The organism is Chryseobacterium sp. NG-CE01, assembly GCF_055695505.1.
Genome location: NZ_CM146369.1, coordinates 2096661 through 2119810 on the forward strand (window position 1 = coordinate 2096661; position 23150 = coordinate 2119810).

At 39.8% G+C, this 23150-nt stretch carries 17 protein-coding genes; 11 read left to right on the forward strand and 6 right to left on the reverse strand.

Annotated features, from left to right (window positions below):
* Positions 1–9 precede the first annotated feature (9 nt).
* Positions 10–1215, reverse strand: coding sequence for an RsmB/NOP family class I SAM-dependent RNA methyltransferase (locus tag ACYT6F_RS09970; RefSeq protein ID WP_472601028.1), 1206 nt, complete (start codon positions 1213–1215; stop codon positions 10–12).
* A 237-nt stretch (positions 1216–1452) separates the two neighbouring features.
* Here ACYT6F_RS09970 and ACYT6F_RS09975 point away from each other — a divergent pair, with 237 nt between their 5' ends.
* Positions 1453–1797: a zinc ribbon domain-containing protein YjdM gene (locus ACYT6F_RS09975; protein ID WP_472601029.1), complete on the forward strand. Its 345-nt coding sequence runs from the start codon at positions 1453–1455 to the stop codon at positions 1795–1797.
* Between the two features lie 419 nt (positions 1798–2216).
* Here ACYT6F_RS09975 and ACYT6F_RS09980 read toward each other — a convergent pair whose 3' ends face one another.
* Positions 2217–3101, reverse strand: a complete 885-nt coding sequence (locus ACYT6F_RS09980) for a Ppx/GppA phosphatase family protein (protein WP_472601030.1) — start codon at positions 3099–3101, stop codon at positions 2217–2219.
* Entirely contained in the window at positions 3098–5170 is a 2073-nt protein-coding gene (gene ppk1, locus ACYT6F_RS09985) for a polyphosphate kinase 1 (RefSeq protein ID WP_472601031.1), read from the reverse strand. Before ppk1 ends, ACYT6F_RS09980 begins: the two co-directional genes overlap by 4 nt.
* Before the next feature lie 364 nt (positions 5171–5534).
* Between ppk1 and dnaK the strand changes: the two genes are divergently transcribed.
* The 9 genes from dnaK to ACYT6F_RS10030 all read left to right on the forward strand — a co-directional run bounded on the left by dnaK (position 5535) and on the right by ACYT6F_RS10030 (position 20689).
* Entirely contained in the window at positions 5535–7430 is a 1896-nt protein-coding gene (dnaK, locus tag ACYT6F_RS09990) for a molecular chaperone DnaK (protein WP_472601032.1), read from the forward strand.
* 636 nt (positions 7431–8066) lie between these two features.
* A complete protein-coding gene (locus ACYT6F_RS09995; RefSeq protein WP_169229476.1) occupies positions 8067–8606 on the forward strand; it encodes a phage tail protein in 540 nt (179 codons plus the stop codon).
* Positions 8607–8651: 45 nt separating this feature from the next.
* Positions 8652–9194: a phage tail protein gene (locus ACYT6F_RS10000; RefSeq protein ID WP_472601033.1), complete on the forward strand. Its 543-nt coding sequence runs from the start codon at positions 8652–8654 to the stop codon at positions 9192–9194.
* A gap of 33 nt (positions 9195–9227) precedes the next feature.
* On the forward strand, positions 9228–9770 hold the full coding sequence (locus ACYT6F_RS10005; RefSeq protein ID WP_169229477.1) for a phage tail protein: 543 nt from the start codon (positions 9228–9230) through the stop codon (positions 9768–9770).
* Positions 9771–9833: 63 nt separating this feature from the next.
* A complete protein-coding gene (locus ACYT6F_RS10010) occupies positions 9834–10955 on the forward strand; it encodes a type 1 periplasmic-binding domain-containing protein (RefSeq protein WP_472601034.1) in 1122 nt (373 codons plus the stop codon).
* Positions 10952–11890, forward strand: coding sequence for a formyltransferase family protein (locus tag ACYT6F_RS10015; protein WP_472601035.1), 939 nt, complete (start codon positions 10952–10954; stop codon positions 11888–11890). Before ACYT6F_RS10010 ends, ACYT6F_RS10015 begins: the two co-directional genes overlap by 4 nt.
* Positions 11891–11907: 17 nt before the next feature.
* Positions 11908–16884 (forward strand): T9SS type A sorting domain-containing protein, encoded by a 4977-nt coding sequence (locus ACYT6F_RS10020; RefSeq protein WP_472601036.1) that lies wholly within the window; start codon positions 11908–11910, stop codon positions 16882–16884.
* A gap of 169 nt (positions 16885–17053) precedes the next feature.
* Positions 17054–19561, forward strand: coding sequence for a cation-translocating P-type ATPase (locus ACYT6F_RS10025; protein WP_472601037.1), 2508 nt, complete (start codon positions 17054–17056; stop codon positions 19559–19561).
* Between the two features lie 252 nt (positions 19562–19813).
* Positions 19814–20689 carry a universal stress protein gene (locus tag ACYT6F_RS10030; RefSeq protein ID WP_472601038.1) on the forward strand — a complete coding sequence of 292 codons (876 nt, stop codon included), beginning with the start codon at positions 19814–19816 and terminating at the stop codon, positions 20687–20689.
* Positions 20690–20797: 108 nt separating this feature from the next.
* Here the strand turns inward: ACYT6F_RS10030 and ACYT6F_RS10035 are convergent, their stop codons facing one another.
* The 3 genes from ACYT6F_RS10035 to ACYT6F_RS10045 all read right to left on the reverse strand — a co-directional run bounded on the left by ACYT6F_RS10035 (position 20798) and on the right by ACYT6F_RS10045 (position 21805).
* On the reverse strand, positions 20798–21193 hold the full coding sequence (locus ACYT6F_RS10035; RefSeq protein WP_472601039.1) for a DUF7674 family protein: 396 nt from the start codon (positions 21191–21193) through the stop codon (positions 20798–20800).
* Positions 21194–21238: 45 nt separating this feature from the next.
* Positions 21239–21370 (reverse strand): hypothetical protein, encoded by a 132-nt coding sequence (locus tag ACYT6F_RS10040; protein ID WP_472601040.1) that lies wholly within the window; start codon positions 21368–21370, stop codon positions 21239–21241.
* A gap of 78 nt (positions 21371–21448) precedes the next feature.
* On the reverse strand, positions 21449–21805 hold the full coding sequence (locus tag ACYT6F_RS10045; RefSeq protein ID WP_472601041.1) for a DUF7674 family protein: 357 nt from the start codon (positions 21803–21805) through the stop codon (positions 21449–21451).
* A 310-nt stretch (positions 21806–22115) separates the two neighbouring features.
* On the opposite strand from ACYT6F_RS10045, the gene ACYT6F_RS10050 reads away from it, so the two are divergent.
* Positions 22116–23129, forward strand: a complete 1014-nt coding sequence (locus tag ACYT6F_RS10050; protein WP_169229484.1) for a nucleoid-associated protein — start codon at positions 22116–22118, stop codon at positions 23127–23129.
* Positions 23130–23150 lie beyond the last annotated feature (21 nt).

Consider the following 23150-nt stretch of genomic DNA (forward strand, 5'->3'; position numbering starts at 1 on the left):
AAAATTCGTTTAAGAAATTCTTTCGATCAAAGCCATGTAAAAGCCGTCGTATCCTTCGCTTGGCATTACTTTTTCATCTTTGATCATTTTGAAATTCGGATTGTTTTTCAGGAATTCTTTTACCTGTTCATTATTTTCGGAAGGCAAAATAGAACATGTCGCATATACCATTTTTCCTCCTGTTTTCAGCATTTTGGAATAATCCTGAAGAATCTGCTGCTGTTCTTTTTTAATTCGGTCTATAAAATCCTGGTCGATTTTCCATTTGCTGTCCGGATTTCTTTTTAAAACACCAAGTCCTGAGCACGGCGCGTCAATCAATAGACGATCTGCTTTATCATGGAGTCTTTTGATGACCTTATTGTCGGAAATCAATCGGGTCTCGATATTATGAGCACCGGCTCTTTTGGCGCGTCGCTTTAGTTCTGCCAGTTTCCATTCGTAAATATCCAGTGCAATGATCTGTCCTTTATTTCCCATTAAAGCGGCAAGGTGAAGGGTTTTTCCGCCGGCTCCGGCACATGCATCAACCACACGTTGGCCTTCTTTTACATCCAGGAAATATCCTATTTTTTGTGAAGAAGCATCCTGAACTTCAAAAAGCCCTTCTTTAAAAGCTGTAGTAAGAAAAACATTCTTTTTCTCTTCGAGCTGTACCGCATCCGGGTAATTTCTTACCGGGTAAGAGGTAACGTTTTCATCGGCAAGATCAGAAATGAGTTCTTTGGTAGTCGTTCTTAATGAGTTGGCTCTCAGTACAGTTGGGGCCTGCTCGTTTAACGCATGCATTTCTTTCTCCCATTTCTCGCCCAATTCCTTTTCAAGGGTTTCTGCGAGCCAGTCGGGGATAGAATGTTCAATAGCCTTTGTAGGAACGGTGTTTTTTTTGAGTTTGGTAAGGATGTCAGCGATTTTTATCCCGTCAAATTCCTCGAATTTCTTATAATTGGTTTTGCTCCATAAAAGGTAGGCAATCATCAGTTTGTAAATGTTGTTGGGTTTCACTCCTTCGCCCATATAGTATTCAAGGCGCTTTTTCCAACGGATGATATTGTAGAAAATTTCAGAAACAACGGCTCTGTCCTGGCTTCCCCATTTTTTGTTTGCTTTTAAAAGTCTTTCGATCACTTTATCGGCATATTTGTTTTTCTCAAAAAATGTTTCCTGTAAAGCATCGTGGATACCGATGGCTAAGTTTCTGTGAATAAGTTCCATAAAATTGGGTTCTGCTATTTTGAATCTGCAAAAATACGAATTTAAGTTGAGACTTTAGGTGTTTAAGGTTTCGTTATGTATTTGATCTGCTGCCCTTGTGTACTGAAAAGTGAATGATTTACGTATGTCTAAATTAATTGTTTCTTGAGTGTAGTCTAGCTCGTTTCGGGTATATTTCATGTTTTTAGATTTTAATTAAAAATATTAAAGAATTACCTTTGCAAAAAAATTAATACAATGAGTGATTCTGTACTTTGTCCGAAATGCAGCTCCGAATTTACCTATCCGAGCGATGATTTAATGGTGTGTTCCCAGTGTTTTTACGAATGGAATCCTGAGGAAACAGCTGCCGGAGCAGCAGATTCGGGAAAGATTTTAGATTCAAACGGGAACGAACTACAGGACGGAGATTCGGTAGTGGTTATTAAAGATCTCCCTGTAAAAGGAGCACCCAAGCCGGTGAAAGCCGGAACAAAAGTGAAAAACATACGCCTCAGACCGGACAGTGATCATAATATTGACTGTAAAATCGATGGTTTCGGTTCAATGGCCCTGAAATCCGAATTTGTGAAAAAGGCATAAAAAAAGGAAAGAATTGGACAGTGTAATCTTTCAAAAAAACTAGATTGCAGAACTGCTAATTTTCGTTTTAGGAGGCAGAAAGAGAATTAACCAAAAATTTCCTTATGCTGTGGAAGTACAAATGTAAGAAAAAGTTTTAAACGTGTTCTTTCATTTGTACTTTTTTTATGAACAAATCCACAATAAGTATTGGAAAATGTGCTTATTATAAAAGTGTTTTGATCGTAGACAGATGCAGACATCCTTTTTTCAGGAGCTTTTTCCCGCTCTCGCTACTCGCTTTTCCCGGATGATGGTTGCGGCGGCCTGTTACTACTTTTCAAATATAAATATTAATAAGCTTACCATTATCCGGGGCGTTTTCATTTATCGACACAAAAAAACCGATCCCAGGATCGGTTATTATCATTTCAATGAACTTACTTTTTATCCTGTAAGGCATTGTATATATTATGGATCAATCCGTCTGCAACAGATATTTTAGGCACGAAAATCCTATTGATCTCAGACCACGACATTACGTTGTTGAAAACCTTTAGGGCATGTACCAGAACGTCAGCTCTGTCTTCACGGAGGTTGTATTTTGTCATTCTCTCATCTACGGTGAGATCATTAAACTCTTTAAAAACTTTTTTCAGGTGAGTCAGGGACATGGGTTTGCCGTCCTTAGTTTTACTCATTGAAAAAACTTTATTGATATTTCCTCCCGAACCGATCGCAACGATAGGCTTTTTGCTGTTGATGTTCTTTCTGATCTCTTCCTTCATATCTTTCCAGTTGTCCGGAGTTACCAGGTCGTTCAGTAAACGGATGGTTCCGATATTAAAAGACCTTTCGTAGATCATTTTGCCGTTTTCATAGAAAGTAAGCTCTGTAGAGCCGCCGCCTACATCAATATAAAGATAGGCAAAATCTTTGTCCAGTCCTTCTGCTATGTGATTTTCAAAAACTAATGATGCTTCTTCATCTCCTGAAATAATCTCAATATTAATTCCCGAAGTCTTTTTCACCTCGTCAATGATTTCTTGTCCGTTAGTGGCGTCACGCATGGCACTTGTAGCACACGCTCTGTAATGTTCCACCTTATAGATCTTCATCAGATCACTGAAAATCTTCATGGCGTCAATTACCATTTTCTCGCGCTCTTCACCTATTTTCCCGTAGGTGAATACATCCATTCCAAGCCTTAGGGGAATTCTTAAAAGATTAAGTTTGATGAATTCCGCCTGGTTATTATTGATTTTAACTTCATTAATCAGCAGTCGGGCTGCGTTACTTCCTATATCTATGGCTGCAATCTTCATTTTTTAGTCGTTTTGGAATGTAAATATCGATAGGTTTCAATCTGAGAACGGCATTCTTCCTTGTCATTATGAATATACTCATTGCTCAATTTTTTGTCTAAAATACGAGCTTTTACATTATCTTTCAACTGGATGTCAAGAATATCTTTCAGTTCTTTTTTCAGGTTTTTATCAGTAACTTTTGCTGCGGCCTCAATTCTGTAGTCAAGGTTTCTTGTCATCCAATCGGCAGATGAGATATAGATATCTTCAGCACCTTTATTGTAAAAATACATCACCCTCGCATGCTCCAGATATTCGTCTACAATACTGATTGCTTTTATTTTTTCTTTAAATTCTTTCTGGTTAACAGCACAATAGATCCCTCTTACAATCATCCGGATGTGAACTCCTGCTTTGGCTGCTTCATAAAGTTTCTCAATCAGGGATCTGTCACTCAGAGAATTGGCTTTAATGATCATTTCTGCGTGTCTTCCTGCTTTGGCTTCCTCTATTTCCTTATCAATATGGTGAACAATTTTTTCCCGCATAAACTGTGGACACACCAAAAGATTTTTGCAGGTTTTAAGGACAGGAAGAAAATCGTCTTTCGGCTTTTTAAGCACATTGAAAACTTTATTGATATCAGCCATTATCCCGCGGTCTGCAGTCATCAGCAGATGGTCTCCGTAAATTCTTGCCGTTTTTTCGTTGAAGTTTCCCGTACTTACAAATCCATACTGAATGGTTTTGTTGTGGGATCTTTTCTTGATTATACACAGCTTGGCGTGAACTTTTTTATTAGGAATACCGATCAGTACCGTAATTCCCTCCGGTTCCAGCATTTCTTTCCATTCCAGGTTAGACTCTTCGTCAAACCTCGCCTGAAGCTCAAGCATTACCGTCACTTCTTTGCCGTTTCGGGCCGCATAAATCAGCGCATTGATAATTTTTGAGCTGCTTGCCAAACGATATGCTGTAATCTGAATTGATTTCACATCAGGATCCATCGCAGCTTCACGAAGAAGGTCAATAACCGGATTATATTTATGATAAGGAAACGTTAGAAGAACATCATTCTTTAAAATTACGTCCGTCACGCGTTCCGTGTTTTCAAAAGCAGGATGGGTAAAAGAAGTTCTTTCAACCGGCTTTTCATATTTTTCGAAAACATCCGGAAAATCCATGAAATGTTTGAAGTTATGAATTTTTCCACCCGGAATGATGCTGTCTTTCTTCGTTAAATTCAATTTTCGGATCAGCATTTCGAGAAGCGCTTTATCCATATCTTTATCAAAAACGAAACGGGTTGGTTTTCCCTTTCTTCTGTTTTTTAATCCTTTTTCAATTTTTTCGGCAAAATTGGTCCTTATATCGTTATCAAGATCGAGTTCTGCGTCCTTGGTTACTTTAAAAGCATTCGCCGAAAATTCATCATATCCGAAATAGGAAAAAATATGCGGCAGGTTAAAGGTAATTACGTCTTCGAGAAGCATGACATCTTTTTCCTGCGGATCATCAGTCGGAAGCAGGACAAATCTTCCTACAAAACGCGACGGAATTTCTATAATGGCATAATTGCTGGAATACTGCCAGTCTTTTTTTCTCATGGCAACCCCCAGATATAGACTTTTGTCCCTCATGTAAGGCATGGGCGTATTTTCATGAAGAAGAATAGGAATTACATTCGATTCAACCACTTCATCAAAATAATTCCTTACGAACTCTTTCTGTTTTACCGTTAGGTTTTTTGAAGTTTTAATGAATACATGATGGTCTGCCATTTCTGCCTGGATTTTCTTCCAGGTTTTATCAAAATTCTGCTGCTGCCGGATTACGATATCATTAATTTTCTGCAGAATTTTTGAAGGAGGTTGATAGAAAGATTCTGAAATTATCTTCTCTTTAAAATCCATGGCACGTTTTAATCCTGCGACACGCACTCTGAAAAATTCATCTAAATTATTTGAAAAAATCCCTAAAAAACGGATTCTCAAATGCAAAGGAACTTTCTCGTCCATTGCTTCCTGTAGCACCCTCTCATTGAAGGCAAGCCAGGTAATATCTCTCGGATTAAAATGTAATGACATTCGTTGTTTATTTTTATCAAAAATAATAATTCACCTTTTTACTGAAGGTTTTTTACGTTAAGCTTTATTCATTTAACATCAAAACTCCTGAAAATTATTTTTGCAGTGATTAAAGTTATCAAAAATCCTCTTAATGGAAACAGATGTTTGAATTTTATTCATTATAAACTGAAAAGTGACATGTTGAACAGAACGGCTCAATTAATCTGTGTCAAAAATCAGCATTATAGTTACATTAATATACACTGAGATGTCTTTTGGATGGTGCTTGCGATGTTGTATGTCAATTTGTCACAAAAAAACATATGGTATAAATATTGAGAAATACAGAATGTAAATTAAAAATAGAAAAAATAAAAATATTATGAGTAAAATAATCGGAATCGACTTAGGAACAACCAACTCTTGTGTTGCTGTAATGGAGGGAAAAGACCCTGTTGTTATCCCTAACGCAGAAGGTAAAAGAACAACTCCGTCTATCGTTGCATTTACAGAAGATGGTGAAAGAAAAGTAGGAGATCCTGCAAAAAGACAGGCGGTAACCAATCCTACAAAAACGGTTTACTCTATTAAAAGATTTATCGGAACACACTTTAAAGATGATGCTTCTGAAATCTCCAGAGTACCTTATAAAGTAGTATCCGGACCAAACGATACCGTAAAAGTAAAAATCGACGACAGAGAATATACGCCACAGGAAATTTCTGCAATGACGCTTCAGAAAATGAAGAAAACTGCTGAAGATTATCTTGGTCAGGAAGTTACAAGAGCGGTAATCACTGTTCCTGCATATTTCAATGATGCTCAGAGACAGGCTACAAAAGAAGCCGGTGAAATTGCTGGCCTTAAAGTGGAAAGAATCATCAACGAACCAACAGCTGCAGCGTTAGCATACGGTTTGGATAAAAACCACAAAGATCAGAAAATCGCAGTATACGATTTAGGAGGTGGTACTTTTGATATCTCTATCCTTGATTTGGGAGATGGTGTATTCGAAGTATTGTCTACTAACGGAGATACGCACTTAGGAGGTGATGACTTCGATGATGTGATCATCAACTGGATGGCAGATGAATTCAAATCTGAAGAAGGTGTTGATTTAAAATCAGATGCTATTGCATTACAGAGATTGAAAGAAGCAGCTGAAAAAGCAAAAATCGAGTTATCTTCTTCTCCACAAACAGAAATCAATCTTCCATATATTACCGCTACTGCTACAGGTCCTAAACACTTAGTGAAGACTTTAACGAAAGCTAAATTCGAGCAGTTATCTGCAGATCTTGTAAGAAGATCTATGGAGCCGGTTGCTAAAGCATTGAAAGACGCAGGTTTATCAACTTCAGATATTGATGAAGTAATCCTGGTAGGTGGTTCTACAAGAATCCCGATCATTCAGGAAGAAGTAGAAAAATTCTTCGGTAAAAAACCTTCAAAAGGAGTTAACCCGGATGAGGTTGTAGCAATTGGTGCAGCGATCCAGGGAGGTGTATTGACAGGAGATGTAAAAGACGTTCTTCTATTAGACGTTACACCGCTTTCTCTAGGTATCGAAACAATGGGTTCTGTTTTCACTAAATTAATTGAAGCAAACACGACTATCCCAACTAAAAAATCTGAGGTATTCTCTACAGCTTCCGACAACCAGCCGGCTGTAAGCATCAGAGTAGGACAGGGAGAGAGACCAATGTTCAACGATAACAAAGAAATCGGTAGATTCGACCTTACAGACATTCCACCGGCACCAAGAGGAGTTCCTCAGATCGAAGTAACATTCGATATCGATGCCAACGGTATCCTAAGTGTTTCTGCTAAAGATAAAGGAACCGGTAAAGAGCAGTCTATCAAAATTCAGGCATCTTCAGGTCTTTCTGACGAAGAAATCGAAAGAATGAAGAAAGAAGCTCAGGAAAATGCTTCTGCGGATGCTAAGAAAAAAGAAGAAGTTGAAATCTTCAATAAAGCAGACGGATTGATCTTCCAGACTGAAAAGCAACTGAAAGAGTTTGGTGATAAGTTATCTGCAGATAAAAAAGCAGCAATCGAAACTGCTCACGGAGAATTGAAAACTGCTTTTGAAGCTAAAAATGCAGATGATGTAAAAGCTAAAACAGAAGCTCTGGATGCAGCATGGATGGCAGCTTCAGAAGAATTGTACGCAGCAGGACAGCAGCCGGGTGCCGATGCAGGTGCACAAAACCCTGGAGGTAACAATGCAGGTGCTGATGATGTACAGGATGCAGACTTCGAAGAAGTAAAATAAGCATAACTTCATAAAAATAAAGACCGCTTTAAACGTAAGTTTAAAGCGGTTTTTTTATTGCCGTTCATTATAAAAGCCTACTGATGTAAGTTCATCATCTGTAAAATTAAAAGTCGGATAAGTTTAGAAGATTCAACAAAAAAAATACAACCGTAATCGTTAGTATTGCTGCAAAATTTTATTCAAATTCAGTATAAATACTTAATTCCGATAATGCTGTAATGTCTAATTTTATCAGGAAATAATTGGTGAATCAGATTGTCTTAAATATGAGGAAAATTTAGAAATAATAAATTATTAACTAATTTTTATTAACAAATAGCAATTATATTAATAATAAAATTAAATTTGTAATAAAATGTGTTTGCTGTAGAAACAGTTTTATTGCAGATAAAAACTAAATAATATAATCATGAAAATCATTGTAAACTATTCTTTTTTCAAGTTAATGTCACTATTTGGTGACTGACAGAAGTGTAAAATACATTCTCAGCTTGGGTTTTGTATTTGTCTGTATGGATGCTTTTCTTCAATCCAATATCTAACGACTTATCAATTTATTCAGATTGGGATTCATTTATCGTTCTTCTGAGTAGGTTGCATTTTAATAAATATTCATTTTTAAAAACAATAATTATGGACGGAACAATTGGAGAAATCCGACTTTTTGCCGCAAACTTTGCTCCCAAATCATGGCAGTATTGTAATGGCGCCTTATTGGCCATCAGGTCAAATACGGCTTTATTTTCACTTTTAGGAAATACCTATGGTGGAGATGGTATAACGACTTTCGGTCTTCCGAACCTTGCCGGGAGGTCGGCTGTAGGAGCGGGGCAGGGACCTGGTTTATCTTATTACAGTTTGGGAGAAATGACAGGTACAAACTCTGTAACCCTTACCATGTCAAATTTACCTGCCCATACCCACAACTTATCAGGGAATGTTGTAATTCCTGCTTATTCGGATGAAGGAGATTCGGGAACTCCGGCAAACAATATCCTTGCATCAAAGGCATCAATGTACAGCAATCAGGGTACCGACTCTACTACAAAAGCAGTTCCGCTGGCATTGCAGGTAGGTGTTTCGGGAGGGAATAACGCACTCACTATTGTTCAGCCTTCACTTGGAATGAATTATATTATTTGCCTTTACGGGACTTTTCCTCCAAGAGGATAATTACTGGAATTTAAAATAAAATTAATAACAATTAAAGATATCATTATGGAAGGTTATATAGGAGAAGTACGTTTATTTGGTGGAAATTTCGCTCCATTGGGATGGGCTTTCTGCGACGGAACACTTTACAGTATCTCACAATTTGAGGCAGTATACACAATATTAGGAACTACTTTCGGTGGCGATGGCCGCAATACGTTCGGTGTTCCTGATCTTCGTGGAAGAATTGCCGTAGGAACAGGCCAGGGAGCCGGTCTTACTCCTATAGATTTAGGAGAGGTAGGCGGAACTGAAACGGTCACCATGACTACAGCACAAATGCCTGCGCACAGCCATACCGCAGCAGCAACAATTGCATTTCCATGTTTTTCAGATGAAGGTAATACAGGTTCGCCGGCAGGGAATGTGCTCGCAGGTTCAGCCGCAGCTTACTCTACTCAGGCACCAGATACTTTTATTGCACCGGCTACCACAACGGGTTCCATATCCGCTGTAGGAAGTAATATTCCATTTAGTATTGTACAGCCTGTGCTCGCAACCAATTATATTATTTGTCTTGAAGGATATTATCCGCCAAGACAGGATTAATTCATTTAAATTTTTAATAGAAAAACGATTATTATGGAAGGAACCATGTCAGAAATAAGAATGTTTGCCGGAAATTTTGCTCCCAAGTATTGGGCGTTTTGTCAGGGGCAGACAATATCGATTAGTACTAACCAGGCACTTTTTGCGCTTTTGGGTACCATGTACGGAGGTAACGGGACAACAACCTTCATGCTGCCGAATTTTGCAGGAAGAACAGCTGTGGGAACCGGTACCGGAGCAGGAACCAAAGTATTTCAATTAGGAATGACAGCAGGTACTGAAACGGTAACCTGCGATATACAGCACATGCCAACGCATACACACACTGCAGGGTCTGAAACAGTTTCAATAAAAACATTTTCAGATGAAGGAAATACAGGTTCTCCGGCAGGCAGTACACTTGCATCATTACAAGGTTTGTATTCTAATCAGCAGCCAGACAGCACCATGAAAGCAATACCTAATGCATTCGCGTTAAGTGTTTCAGGAGCGGGGCAGCCGATGAGTATTCGTCAGCCTTATCTGGGAATGAATTACATCATCTGTATGTACGGGATTTTTCCGTCAAGATCTTAATTAGCATTTATTTATTCAATCTGCGGCATAAATATTTTGCCGCAGACTGACATTATTAAGAATATGAAAATAGCTTTACTTTTACCGCGGTCTGTTATTTATCCTTCCATTTCATTTGATATTATGGACGGTTTCAAACAATCCTTTAAGAATATGGGACTGGAAGGATACCATGAAATCGTTTCGGCAGGAATTGGGGTTGCTGCTAAAAACGAGGAAATTTATGATCATTGCGAACAGTTTTTGCTGGCAGGAACAGATATCGTAATAGGATATATGAATCCTTTTTCAGCAGAATTTGTACATCCTCTTTTTGAATCTTCGGGAAAAACCCTCATCGTTCTTGATAGTGGTTATCATTTTCCTAAATTCAGCAAAAAGCTTTCAAATGCATGGTTTATCTCTCTTCAGGGTAGCCTTTGTACACGTGTAATAACACATAAAGCCATTGAAGACGGATTCAGGAATTTTGCATTCAGCTGTTCTTTTTATGATGCAGGATACCGTCCTTCTTATGTATATGCAGCTGCTGCTGAAGAAAAAGGAGGATCTATAGTTTTTAACCACATTACTTCTTTAAAGCGTTCAGATTTTACATTGAAACCACTTACGGAATTTCTTGAAAAAGAACGGGATACCGCAGTACTTGCCACTTTTTGTGGTGATATGGCTGAAGACTTTTTTGCAGGAAGCAGCGAAATGTCCGGCCATTATAAAGTATATGGTACGGGATTTACTGCGGATGAAATCTGGTTGGGAAAAATACCATATCCCGGATATGATTGGAATACAGCAATAGCCTGGTCAAGAAATTTGAAGATTCCTGAAAATGAAAATTTTGTAAATATAATGGATGGAATTAAATATGGTAAAGCCAATCTTTTCTCTTTATTAGGATGGGAAGCTGCACAGTTCATAGGGCTTGAAAATAAAGAGTTTGATGGAATGACCATTCATTCACCACGTGGGAAAGTGTACATGAATCAGGAAAACGGATTTTCTGAGGCGAAAATTTATTACGCTACCGTTTCAAAAGATCAAGAAACAGGAAACTGTCTTTTAAAGGATGTTCATACTGCTACTGTTACAGAACAGGAACGCGCAGCCTTAGAAAAGAATATTGAATATATCAGGACTGTGGAAGCCAATACATGGCTTAATGCTTATGCGTGTTTAGAATCATGACAGATCTATTAAAAATAGCAGTCTTATGTAACAACCGGATGGCATTTCCGGCTTTGCAGGCTTTACATGCTGCAGGCCGGCTTTGTGCAATGGGGGTACCTGATAAGAATGCGGAAGTCATCGAATTTTGCTCCATGCTTTCAAACCAGTCAGGAATACCTCTTTTTATTATGACGTCCGAAAGCTGCACCGGTCAGATAAAAAATATGATGGAGATTTCCGGCGCCAATACCGTTTTTACAATGACTTTTCCATGGAAAATTTCTTCTGAAATTCTCTCCCTTTATTCTGGTAAATTCTACAACTTCCATTATGGGCTTCTACCCGAAATGAGAGGGGCTGATCCTGTTTTTGAAACGATAAGAAGTCGTTCAGGGCAATCGGGGATTACCGTTCATCTTATCGATAAATATATTGATAAAGGAGCTGTTATTCTTAAAAAAAATATTCCTGTTAATGCTGATATGACACATGGGGCATTATGTACTCATTTGTCGTGGTTAGGAGCCAATCTTTTAAATGAACTTTTAAATCTTTTGCAAAGAAATTTTCAGGGAACGGAACAGAGCGAACAAAAGGCACGCTATTATTCCAAACCAGGTGCTTCTGATGTCTGTATTTCCTGGGAAAAGCAGGATGCCGAGACCATTGAAGCATTGGTCAGAGCATGCAACCCCTGGAATAAAGGAGCCTATACCCAATGGAACGGATGGAATATCAGGGTAGTGGAAGCTACACCCATTCATAATGCAGATCTTCAAACAGGGCTTCCCGGGACCATCGTTTCTTTAAATAAGGAAAACGGATTAATTGTAAAATGTAATCATAATTCACATCTAAGATTAGATATAATCTACACCGAAGAAGGCTTCATGAGCGGGCATAAATTATCTGCTTTTGGACTTAGAACAGGTGGTAAATTCCAAAACTTATAACTTAAATATAATTAAAAATGAAAAATTTTTATTCTACAATCAAAACGCTGGCGAAAACAGTCGTCACAACGGGAGCGTTGTTGCTGGGATATGCCCAGGCGCAGACGACGCTCTCACCCGGAGGGATCGCGTTTACCTCTTACGATTCCAGTTCTACTTCGGTAGATGTATTTTCATTTGTTTTGCTTGCCCCTATTTCAAGCGGAACACAAATAAGCTTTACCGATCGGGGGTATCAGGGAAGCAATGCATGGCAGGCAGCCGGATCGACAGAATCTGCAATTACATGGACCAGTGGTACCGCATTGCCGGCCGGCACTGAAGTGTATATTTCTGCCTTATCAGCCTCTGTTTATAATCCTGCAACAAGCACATCGATACCTAATGGTACCGTAGCGCTTACCGACGGAACATCTTCCAATGGATTGGTATTATCGTCTGTTGGAGATCAGATCATTGCTTTTCAGGGAGGAAACGGTAGTGTTACAGGAGCCAACGTGACCTGTATTGCCGGTATCAATTATTTTTATACAGCAGGCTCTACAACAGCTGCATGGAATAGCGATGCTGTTGGAAGTCCCAATGCTTCATTAATGCCACCGGGACTTACAGGAGGAACGAATGCGTTCTATACAGGACCGGTATCGGGTGTTACCGTAGCTAGATCAGGAAAGTTTAACTGTACCGGTGTTCCAACATCAACAGTTGCCAATATAAGAACAGCGGTCATGAACAATGCCAACTGGACGCTCAGCACTGCTGCAGGATCGCAGTATTCAGGGTGTACGTTTCTGGCCAGTAATCCTGTAATTACGGCAAGTCCGGCAAACAGAACTATATGTGCAGGAGGTACCACTACCTTTACGGTTACTGCTTCAGGAGCTAGTTCTTACCAGTGGTATCAGAATTCTGGCAGTGGATTTATTGCTTTGACTAACACCGCTCCTTATTCAGGAGTTACAACCAATACTTTAACAATCACAGGGGCTACTTCAGCAATGAACGGTTATCAGTACCGTGCCGTGGCTATCGGTTCAGGCTCTGCTACTTCTAATGCTGCTACATTAACGGTTGTAAGCATTAGTACAACCGGTAGTAAAACGGATGTTTCTTGTAATGGCGGGTCCAATGGTGTGGCTACGGTAGTACCATCAGGTGGTGTTGCACCTTATACATATTCTTGGGCACCTTTTGGTGGCACCGCTGCAACGGCAACAGGTTTATCTGCCGGAACTTATACTGTAACGGTAACGGATAATTTGGGATGCCAAGCGACAAGAACGTTTACGATTAATGAGCCTGCCAGTGCAGTAAGCGGAACAACAGTAGTAACGAATGTAGCATGTAACGGTGCTTCTAACGGAGCAATTAACTTAACACCAGTAGGAGGAACAGCTCCTTATACCTTCAACTGGGGTGGAGGAATCACAACAGAAGACAGAACAGGGTTAGCTGCCGGAACCTATACAGTAACCATCACTGATGCCAACGGATGTACCGCAACAGTTAACGCAACTGTAACGCAGCCTGCCAGTGCAGTAAGCGGAACAACAGTAGTAACGAACGTAGCTTGTAACGGCGCTTCCAACGGCGCAATTAACTTAACACCAGCGGGAGGGACTGCACCTTACACATTCAATTGGGGTGGTGGAATCACGACAGAAGACAGAACAGGGTTAGCTGCCGGAACATACACGGTGACCATTACTGATGCTAACGGGTGTACAGCCACGGTTAATGCAACTGTAACGCAGCCTGCAAGTGCAGTAAGCGGAACAACAGTAGTAACGAACGTAGCATGTAACGGAGCTTCTAATGGAGCAATCAATTTAACTCCAGCAGGAGGAACAGCACCTTACACATTCAATTGGGGTGGTGGTATTACAACAGAAGACAGAACAGGGTTAGCTGCCGGAACATACACGGTGACCATTACTGATGCTAACGGGTGTACAGCCACGGTTAATGCAACTGTAACGCAGCCAGCAAGTGCAGTAAGCGGAACAACAGTAGTAACGAACGTAGCTTGTAACGGTGCTTCCAACGGAGCAATCAATTTAACTCCAGCAGGAGGAACAGCTCCTTATACCTTCAACTGGGGTGGAGGAATCACAACCGAAGACAGAACAGGCTTAGCTGCGGGAACATACACGGTAACTATCACCGATGCCAACGGATGTACAGCAACAGTAAGCAGAACGGTAACACAGCCTACAGCTCTTAGTGCTACTACTTCCCAGACGAATATCGCATGTAATGGCGGATCTACAGGAGTAGCAACAATTAACGTTTCAGGAGGAACAGCGCCTTATACGTATTCATGGTCTCCATCAGGAGGTACGGCTGCAACAGCTACAGGCTTATCTGCCGGAACCTACACCGTGACTGTTACTGATGCTAATGCATGTACTTTAACCAGAACATTCACTATTACTCAGCCTACAGCTCTTAGTGCCACTACTTCCCAAACGAATATCGCATGTAATGGCGGATCTACAGGAGTAGCAACAATTAACGTTTCAGGAGGAACAGCACCTTATACGTATTCATGGTCTCCATCAGGAGGTACCGCTGCAACGGCTACAGGCCTGTCTGCCGGAATTTATACAGTGACTGTTACTGATGCTAACGCATGTACGTTAACCAGAACATTCACTATTACCCAGCCAACGGCTCTAAGTGCTACTACTTCCCAGACGAATATCGCATGTAATGGCGGATCTACAGGAGTAGCAACAATTAACGTTTCAGGAGGAACAGCACCTTATACGTATTCATGGTCTCCATCAGGAGGTACGGCTGCAACAGCTACAGGCTTATCTGCCGGAACCTACACCGTGACTGTTACTGATGCTAATGCATGTACATTAACAAGAACATTCACTATTACCCAGCCTACAGCTCTTAGTGCCACTACTTCCCAGACGAATATCGCATGTAATGGCGGATCTACAGGAGTGGCGACTATTAACGTTTCAGGAGGAACAGCACCTTATACGTATTCATGGTCTCCATCAGGAGGTACGGCTGCAACAGCTACAGGCTTATCAGCTGGAACCTATACTGTGACTGTTACTAGTGCAAATGGATGTACATTAACAAGAACATTCACTATTACGCAGCCTGCCAGTGCAGTAAGCGGAACAACAGTAGTAACAAACGTAGCCTGTAACGGAGCTTCCAACGGAGCTATCAACTTAACACCAGCCGGAGGAACAGCACCTTACACATTCAACTGGGGTGGAGGAATCACAACAGAAGACAGAACAGGACTAGCGGCCGGAACGTATACAGTAACTATCACTGATGCTAACGGATGTACTGCTACAGTTAACGCAACCGTAACGCAACCAACAGCTCTTAGTGCTACTACTTCCCAAACGAATATCGCATGTAATGGCGGATCTACAGGAGTAGCAACAATCAACGTTTCAGGAGGAACAGCGCCTTATACGTATTCATGGTCTCCATCAGGAGGTACCGCTGCAACGGCTACGGGCTTATCTGCCGGAACTTATACAGTGACTGTTACTGATGCTAACGCATGTACGTTAACAAGAACATTCACTATTACCCAGCCAACGGCTCTAAGTGCTACTACTTCCCAGACGAATATCGCATGTAATGGCGGATCTACAGGGGTAGCAACTGTTAACGTTTCAGGAGGAACAGCACCTTATACGTATTCATGGTCACCATCAGGAGGTACCGCTGCAACGGCTACAGGATTATCAGCTGGAACCTATACTGTGACTGTTACTGATGCTAACGCATGTACGTTAACAAGAACATTCACTATTACCCAGCCAACGGCTCTAAGTGCTACTACTTCTCAAACTAATATCGCATGTAATGGCGGATCTACAGGAGTAGCAACAATCAACGTTTCAGGAGGAACAGCGCCTTATACGTATTCATGGTCTCCATCAGGAGGTACCGCTGCAACGGCTACGGGCTTATCTGCCGGAACCTATACTGTGACTGTTACTAGTGCAAATGGATGTACATTAACAAGAACATTCACTATTACGCAGCCTGCCAGTGCAGTAAGCGGAACAACAGTAGTAACAAACGTAGCCTGTAACGTAGCTTCCAACGGAGCTATCAACTTAACACCAGCCGGAGGAATAGCACCTTACACATTCAACTGGGGTGGAGGAATCACAACAGAAGACAGAACAGGACTAGCGGCCGGAACGTATACAGTAACTATCACTGATGCTAACGGATGTACTGCAACAGTTAACGCAACTGTAACGCAGCCTACAGCTCTTAGTGCCACTACTTCCCAGACGAACATCGCATGTAATGGCGGATCTACAGGCGTAGCAACAATTAACGTTTCAGGAGGAACAGCGCCTTATACGTATTCATGGTCTCCATCAGGAGGTACAGCTGCAACGGCTACAGGCTTATCTGCTGGAACTTATACCGTGACTGTTACTGATGCTAACGCATGTACATTAACAAGAACATTCACTATTACTCAATCAGCTCCGGTAGCTGCTCCAACAGGAGTCGCAGTGCAGAATTTTGCTCCGGGAAGTACATTGAGTGCTCTAGTAGTAACAGGCCAGAATATCAAATGGTATTCTTCATCTGTAAACGCACAGAACCATGTAAACAGCCTGCCGCTAAGCACAGCTTTGGTAAACAATACCACTTACTATGCTACGCAAACGGTAGGATCTTGTGAATCAACGGCTTCTTTGGCGGTATTGGCTATCAATAGTACGCTTGGTGTTGCTGATAACACAAAATCAAAATCTCAGCTTCAGATTTATCCTAATCCGGTAAGAGATATTTTGAATTTCAGCGGACAAGAAGTTATTACCAGAGCTATAATTATTGCTGCTGATGGTAGAAAAGTAACTGAAAAGAAAATGCAGTCAGGAGAAAGAAGCATTGATGTTCATGCATTGCCTCAGGGTATGTATCTGATTCAGGTATTTACAGATAATGGTATGCAAACTTTTAAGTTCATTAAGAAATAATTTTAAAACTTTTTTTAATAGATCTTATTACAGGGACTGTCTAATTTAGACGGTCCCTGTTTTTATTTACAGTTTAATTCCAAAAGATAACTGACGATACGATATAACAGTGAATAATCTTGCTCCGTACAAAAAACAATTGCTAACTTTAATCATCTATTCATTTGATATGACTTACAATATACCTGAAAACTTAAAAGGACTTACGGAAGCTGAAGTTGAAATTTCCAGAAAAAAATACGGATACAACACTTTGGGAGATGTTCGGAAAGAGACATGGATCAATCTGCTTATTGGTATTTTGAAGGAACCGATGCTTATTTTATTGATCTGCGTCTCTTTTATTTACATTCTGATAGGTGATTATGGGGAAGCCCTGTTTATGTTTGCGGCTATTGTTGCTGTGACAGCTGTCTCTTTTTATCAGGACAACCGCAGTAAGAAAGCACTCAAAGAACTGGAAAAGCTTAATGAACCTTTAAGTAAAGTAATCAGAAATTCAAAAATTATAGAAATTCCGACCTCTGAAATCGCTGTGGGAGATTTATGCATTACTGAAGAAGGAAGCCTGATTAATGCAGACGGAAAAATAGTGCACAGCAATGATTTTTCGGTCAATGAATCTTCACTCACCGGGGAAAGCTACTCCGTATTTAAAGACAGCAGCTCGGGAGATAATGAAGTCTACAGCGGAACGGTCACCATTTCCGGTCTTGCAGTCTATAGGGCAGAACGTATCGGTAAAGAAACTAAAGTAGGAAAGATAGGGCAGTCTATCATTGATATTAAAGAAGAAGAATCACCGCTGCAGATCCAGATCAGGAACTTTGTAAAAGGGATGGCGATCATTGGGGTCATTATTTTTCTGGGGGTCTGTATCTTCAGTTTCATTAAAACGGGAAATTTTCTCAGCAGTCTTCTGAACGGCCTTACTCTGGCTATGTCTGTACTTCCTGAAGAAATTCCGGTTGCCTTCACGACTTTTATGGCGCTGGGAGCCTGGAAGCTGATGCGGAGCGGCATTATTATCAAACGCAGCAGTATTGTGGAAACACTGGGAAGTGTAACGGTAATCTGCACGGATAAAACAGGAACAATCACCGAAAATACCATGCAGCTCAAATACCTGTATGATTATCAGTCAGACACAGTGTACGATCAGGACGGGTTTAATTCGGAAAAATTAAGCCGGCTCATTAATTATGCAATGTGGAGCAGCGAACCTGTCCCGTTTGATCCAATGGAAATCACACTCCATAAAACCTATGAGCAAACCCAATCTACTGATGAAAGAAAAAACTATAAACTGTTTCACGAATACCCGTTGGAAGGCAAACCACCGATGATGACGCATCTTTTTGAAAATGAAAACAAAGAACGGATTGTTGCTGCTAAAGGAGCGCCCGAAGCCATCATCAGCGTTTCCACCCTTTCAGAATCCGAAAAAGATAAAATGCGCGAAGTGGTTAAGAAATTCGGAGAGCAGGGATATCGGGTTCTTGGGGTAGCCATGTCGTGCTTTGAGGGAAATGATTTCCCCGACAAACAGCAGGATTTTATCTTTAGTTTCCTGGGACTAACCGTATTTTACGATCCTCCTAAAAAAGAAATAAAAAATGTGCTCAAACACATTTACGACGCCGGCATAGAAGTAAAAGTAATCACCGGAGATAATGCTGATACAACGCGGGCCATTGCCTTGCAGGCCGGAATAAGAAACAGCACTGCCACAATCAATGGAAGTGATATTGCAGCAGTTCCGGAAGAAGATTTAATAAAAATTTCTGAAAAGACAACCCTATTTACAAGGATGTTCCCCGAAGCAAAACTAAAAGTAATCACAGCACTGAAAAAACAAGGGCATATTGTTGCTATGCTCGGAGATGGCGTAAATGACGGGCCTGCCTTAAAAGCTGCCCACATTGGTGTAGCGATGGGTAATAAAGGAACGGAAATTGCAAAATCTGCCGCAGCATTGGTGATAATGAACGACGACCTGGAAAAGCTGGTCATCGGGATTGCCGCCGGACGAAGGATTTATGCCAATATTAAAAAAGCAGTTCAGTATATCATTTCCATTCATATTCCTATCATACTTACCGTTTCCCTTCCTCTGTTCCTCGGGTGGGCATTTCCTTATATCTTCACTCCCGTGCACGTTATCTTTCTCGAATTGGTGATGGGACCCACATGTTCTATTGTTTACGAAAACGAGCCGATGGAAAAAAATACCATGAAAAAACCGCCTAGACAGCTTACAGACACCTTCCTGAACTGGAAAGAACTTGCCATAAGCATTATCCAGGGATTGGCAATAATGGCCGGAATAATATGGATCTATCAGTATTCCGTATATCTTGGGAATGATGAGATAAAAACCCGCGCACTTGTTTTCAGCACCCTGATTTTTGCCAATATACTGCTCAGCCTCGTGAACAGGTCTTTCTATTACAGCCTCATAGAAAGCTTTAAAAACCGGAATTTACTCCTTACCGGAATTTCCATATTGGTATTAGTGCTGCTGGCCGTTATTTTATATATAAATCCTGTTTCCGTGTTTTTTAAGGTGACAGATCTTACCATTCATGAACTTGGTTTGGCAATATGTACAGCTGCGGTTTCAGTACTTTGGTTTGAAATCTATAAGCTTTTTAAAAGAAAGTCTGATAATTTCTAAACACCATATTTGTTTGGTTAAAATTTAATACTAAAAGATGATAATGTTCAGATGTAAATCTTTGGCTTATTGATATTTATTGCAGAAATTTGATATATGAAATTCTGATGGTAAAGAGTAATCGAAAGGTTATGCAATAAGGACATCAGTTTAAAATCATCTGCTCTCATTAATAAAAATACCCGTTACAGGTTTTGATGCTGATATTTTTATAGAGAAGTGTGCTCAACGTAATTAATAAATAATCATATCATGAGAACAATTGTTGTGCCTACAGACTATTCCGAACCTGCAAAAAATGCTGCTTTGTACGCTCTTCATCTTGCAAACGCACTCAAATCTGATCTTCACCTTTGTCATGCTTTCGGAATACCGATTGAAAGTCCGTTGTTGGGCCAGACAGCATGGGCCCTGTACGAATATCCTGCCCTTCAGGAGGAAAACAGCAAACAACTGAAAAAACTGGGAGCAATGCTCGAACATCAATCTAAACTTCTTTGGGGTGATGAAGCCTTTCCGTTTCATCCGGGCATACATTACGTATGTGAAGGCCGGGATGTTGTTCAGGTAGTTAATGATACGGCGGAAGAACACAATGCTCTGCTTATTGTCATGGGAATGCATGGTACCGCGCCGCTGACCCGTTTTTTCTTTGGGAGCAACAGCATTGCGATGATGAAAAGTGCAAAACACCCTCTTCTTCTTATTCCTCAGAAACATCAGTATAAAGGTCTCAGAAAGATCGCTTTTGCAACAGAACTTGACAGGAAAGATATCAAAACGGCTCAGGCATTGTTGAATTTTGCCGCATATTTTGATGCTGAACTTCTGATTACCCATATTATCCAAAGCAATAATGACGTAATACAGGACCAAAAATATGAACATAAAAAAGAAACATTTCTAAAAGACCTTAACGGCAGGTTCTGTTATGACTGCATCTACAGCGAAAATGTCGATTACGGGCTTGATATACTTAAAAATAAAGATATTGATATGCTGATTATGGGGCATCATTACCGCAGTTTTTTTGAAAGTTTCACTACAAGCAGCCATGCTGTAAGACAGGCTGGGGAAATAGAAGTCCCGTTAATGATTATTCCTGAAAACGGATTGGTTAACTTTTAAGCTGTTATTAATGTATGCTTTATCTGAATAAGCTTTTGATTAATTAATCTTTACTAATATAAATATTCGGGCGGAACCAAAGGTTCCGCCCGAATATTCTGAGAAATTTTATTTCCCGAAAAATATTTTGTCCTGTTTCCGCTGATCATCGTAGATCTGCTGAAAACTTACCGGCATATACTGATAAAGAAGTTTCCAATGCTGTATTTTAGCATGTTTCTTAAAACTTTCAAAAGAACGTACAAAAAGATTTTCAATAATATCCCTTACATAAGAATTGCCGTTTCGGTAAATCAGGTGCATAAGTTTCATATGGTGGGAAATGATGTTTATTTTCGCCTCCAGCAGAAGACTTTTCAGATAATTGATAGTCGCCTGAATAATGCCTGCGAAATTATCCTGTCCGGAAAGTTGCAATATTTCAGTGCGCAAACGCGGGTAAAAAAACTTTAAATATTCAACAGCTATTTTTTGATCAATAGTTTGCATTTTTGCATTCATCATAATTAATATGTAGTGTTTTTGCTTACGCGAAAACCGTACCAAAGTTTACAAATATGCGGCAAAAATAAATACGCCGATAATCACAGCGATGTGAGTTGCTAAAATCTCAATATTCTGCCTTTTAGCCGTAGTTTCACAGGCGTTCCAGTCAGACTTTTTTCTTATTTTTGATTTCATAAATAGCTGATTTTTAAGTACATGTTTTTAAGTAATTTTAATTATTTTGTAATGAAACGGCCTGAAAATGTAATAAAATCAGATATTATGACTGTAAATCTGACGTACATACACTTCCTGAAGCTCCGGCGAAAGATGACTGAAGATCAGGTCCCGGTATTCCTGACCGGAAAAGGCGGTGCAGCTGTCTAATGAATATACAAAAGAATTTTCAATCGCATTTTTTATCATTTCATCACCGTTGCTGTATAATTCATTCATTTTTTCGAGACATTTAAATAAGCACGTCGTATTATCCTGGCGAATCATGGTTTTCACCTTGTCAGTTAAAAAACCGATGATATGATACGAGTTCTGTATTCTCGTCTGCTCTAGATCGTTGCAGATTTCCGGAAGTGCAACAGATATTTCCTGGGTAGCTTGTAAATAGTTCATATAATTAGTAATTTGGTGTGTGTTACTTTGATTAATACATTTAAGTCCTCTGCTTCTGACTCTCCTCAATCTATTAATTCGATTAAGGTTTTAAGTCCACGTCTGTCTGTTAATATTCACAACCATAATGCCAAATTCTGTTCCCGTGTGGGGTGTGGGTTATTATATTTTTGGCTATCAGTATTTTATTTAAAAGCTTCCGATAATTCAGAAAGAAAAATCATCTCATATTGATATACTATTTATCAGAATGAAAGCGGTTGATTGTCTGATATAATTAATATCTTTGCAGTCCAAAAATATTCAGGAGATGTTTTCAAAAATTGTAGTACACAGAGTAGGAAATAAAATCAACGGAGAATCATTAATGCTTTCTCAGGAAGAGCTGCAGCTGGATGAAGGAATGGCAGAGCTGTTGGAAAATTATTTTCTGGGATCTTTCAAATCAGAAGAAACATTCCATTTTTACAGCGATTCTTATCTGGTAAACAATCCTGTGTACAGCTCCGTATCGGAAATTTTTGATGATAAGGCCAAATTTCTATGGGAAGCGGAAAATATTGCCAAACATCTTTTTGAAGCAGCCGAAAATCCAAGAGTTCAGGGAGGAGAATTATTTATCGTTTATTTTGAAGACGAAAGAGAAGGTACCGAGAAAGTAGATAAAATCGGGATATTCAAAATGGAAAAAAGAGAATCTTTCCTTAAAATTTCTCCTCAGGATGACAGTTTCATAATCGAAAAAGATCAGGGAATCGGCCTCTCCAAAATAGATAAAGCAGCTCTGATTTACAATAACGATAAAGAAACCGGGTATGTGCTTTCAGTAGTCGACAACAATAAAAATGGCGATATGTACTACTGGTTTGAAGATTTTCTGAAGGTAAAGCAGCGTGACGACGAATATTTTCACACCCAGGAAGCTCTGATGGTATACAAAGATTATATCACCAAACAGCTTCCCCAGGAATTTGAAGTCTCAAGAGCGGATCAGGCAGATTTCCTGAATAAATCCATCAATTTCTTCAAAGAAAAAGAAGAATTTAATCTTGATGATTTTAATAAAGAAGTGCTTCAAGACGAGCATGTTATTGAAAGCTTCGTAAATTTTAAAACCGATTACGAGCAGGATATGCAGATCAATATTGCTGAAGAATTCCCGATCAATGAAACGGCCGTAAAGAAAACCCAAAGGCATTTTAAAAGCATCATTAAATTAGATAAGAACTTCCATATCTATATCCACGGTGACCGCCAGAAATTGGCACAGGGAGAAGACGAAAAAGGAAAGTATTATATGCTGTACTTCGAAAAAGAAGTTTAATTTTAAGCCAGGAATTAATAT

What these genes read in the sequence shown, in the direction of transcription:
- ACYT6F_RS09970 (WP_472601028.1), bottom strand. Translation starts at nt 1,215, where the DNA reads ATGGAACTTATTCACAGAAACTTAGCCATCGGTATCCACGATGCTTTA.
- ACYT6F_RS09975 (WP_472601029.1), top strand. Translation starts at nt 1,453, where the DNA reads ATGAGTGATTCTGTACTTTGTCCGAAATGCAGCTCCGAATTTACCTAT.
- ACYT6F_RS09980 (WP_472601030.1), bottom strand. Translation starts at nt 3,101, where the DNA reads ATGAAGATTGCAGCCATAGATATAGGAAGTAACGCAGCCCGACTGCTG.
- ppk1 (WP_472601031.1), bottom strand. Translation starts at nt 5,170, where the DNA reads ATGTCATTACATTTTAATCCGAGAGATATTACCTGGCTTGCCTTCAAT.
- dnaK (WP_472601032.1), top strand. Translation starts at nt 5,535, where the DNA reads ATGAGTAAAATAATCGGAATCGACTTAGGAACAACCAACTCTTGTGTT.
- ACYT6F_RS09995 (WP_169229476.1), top strand. Translation starts at nt 8,067, where the DNA reads ATGGACGGAACAATTGGAGAAATCCGACTTTTTGCCGCAAACTTTGCT.
- ACYT6F_RS10000 (WP_472601033.1), top strand. Translation starts at nt 8,652, where the DNA reads ATGGAAGGTTATATAGGAGAAGTACGTTTATTTGGTGGAAATTTCGCT.
- ACYT6F_RS10005 (WP_169229477.1), top strand. Translation starts at nt 9,228, where the DNA reads ATGGAAGGAACCATGTCAGAAATAAGAATGTTTGCCGGAAATTTTGCT.
- ACYT6F_RS10010 (WP_472601034.1), top strand. Translation starts at nt 9,834, where the DNA reads ATGAAAATAGCTTTACTTTTACCGCGGTCTGTTATTTATCCTTCCATT.
- ACYT6F_RS10015 (WP_472601035.1), top strand. Translation starts at nt 10,952, where the DNA reads ATGACAGATCTATTAAAAATAGCAGTCTTATGTAACAACCGGATGGCA.
- ACYT6F_RS10020 (WP_472601036.1), top strand. Translation starts at nt 11,908, where the DNA reads ATGAAAAATTTTTATTCTACAATCAAAACGCTGGCGAAAACAGTCGTC.
- ACYT6F_RS10025 (WP_472601037.1), top strand. Translation starts at nt 17,054, where the DNA reads ATGACTTACAATATACCTGAAAACTTAAAAGGACTTACGGAAGCTGAA.
- ACYT6F_RS10030 (WP_472601038.1), top strand. Translation starts at nt 19,814, where the DNA reads ATGAGAACAATTGTTGTGCCTACAGACTATTCCGAACCTGCAAAAAAT.
- ACYT6F_RS10035 (WP_472601039.1), bottom strand. Translation starts at nt 21,193, where the DNA reads ATGATGAATGCAAAAATGCAAACTATTGATCAAAAAATAGCTGTTGAA.
- ACYT6F_RS10040 (WP_472601040.1), bottom strand. Translation starts at nt 21,370, where the DNA reads ATGAAATCAAAAATAAGAAAAAAGTCTGACTGGAACGCCTGTGAAACT.
- ACYT6F_RS10045 (WP_472601041.1), bottom strand. Translation starts at nt 21,805, where the DNA reads ATGAACTATTTACAAGCTACCCAGGAAATATCTGTTGCACTTCCGGAA.
- ACYT6F_RS10050 (WP_169229484.1), top strand. Translation starts at nt 22,116, where the DNA reads ATGTTTTCAAAAATTGTAGTACACAGAGTAGGAAATAAAATCAACGGA.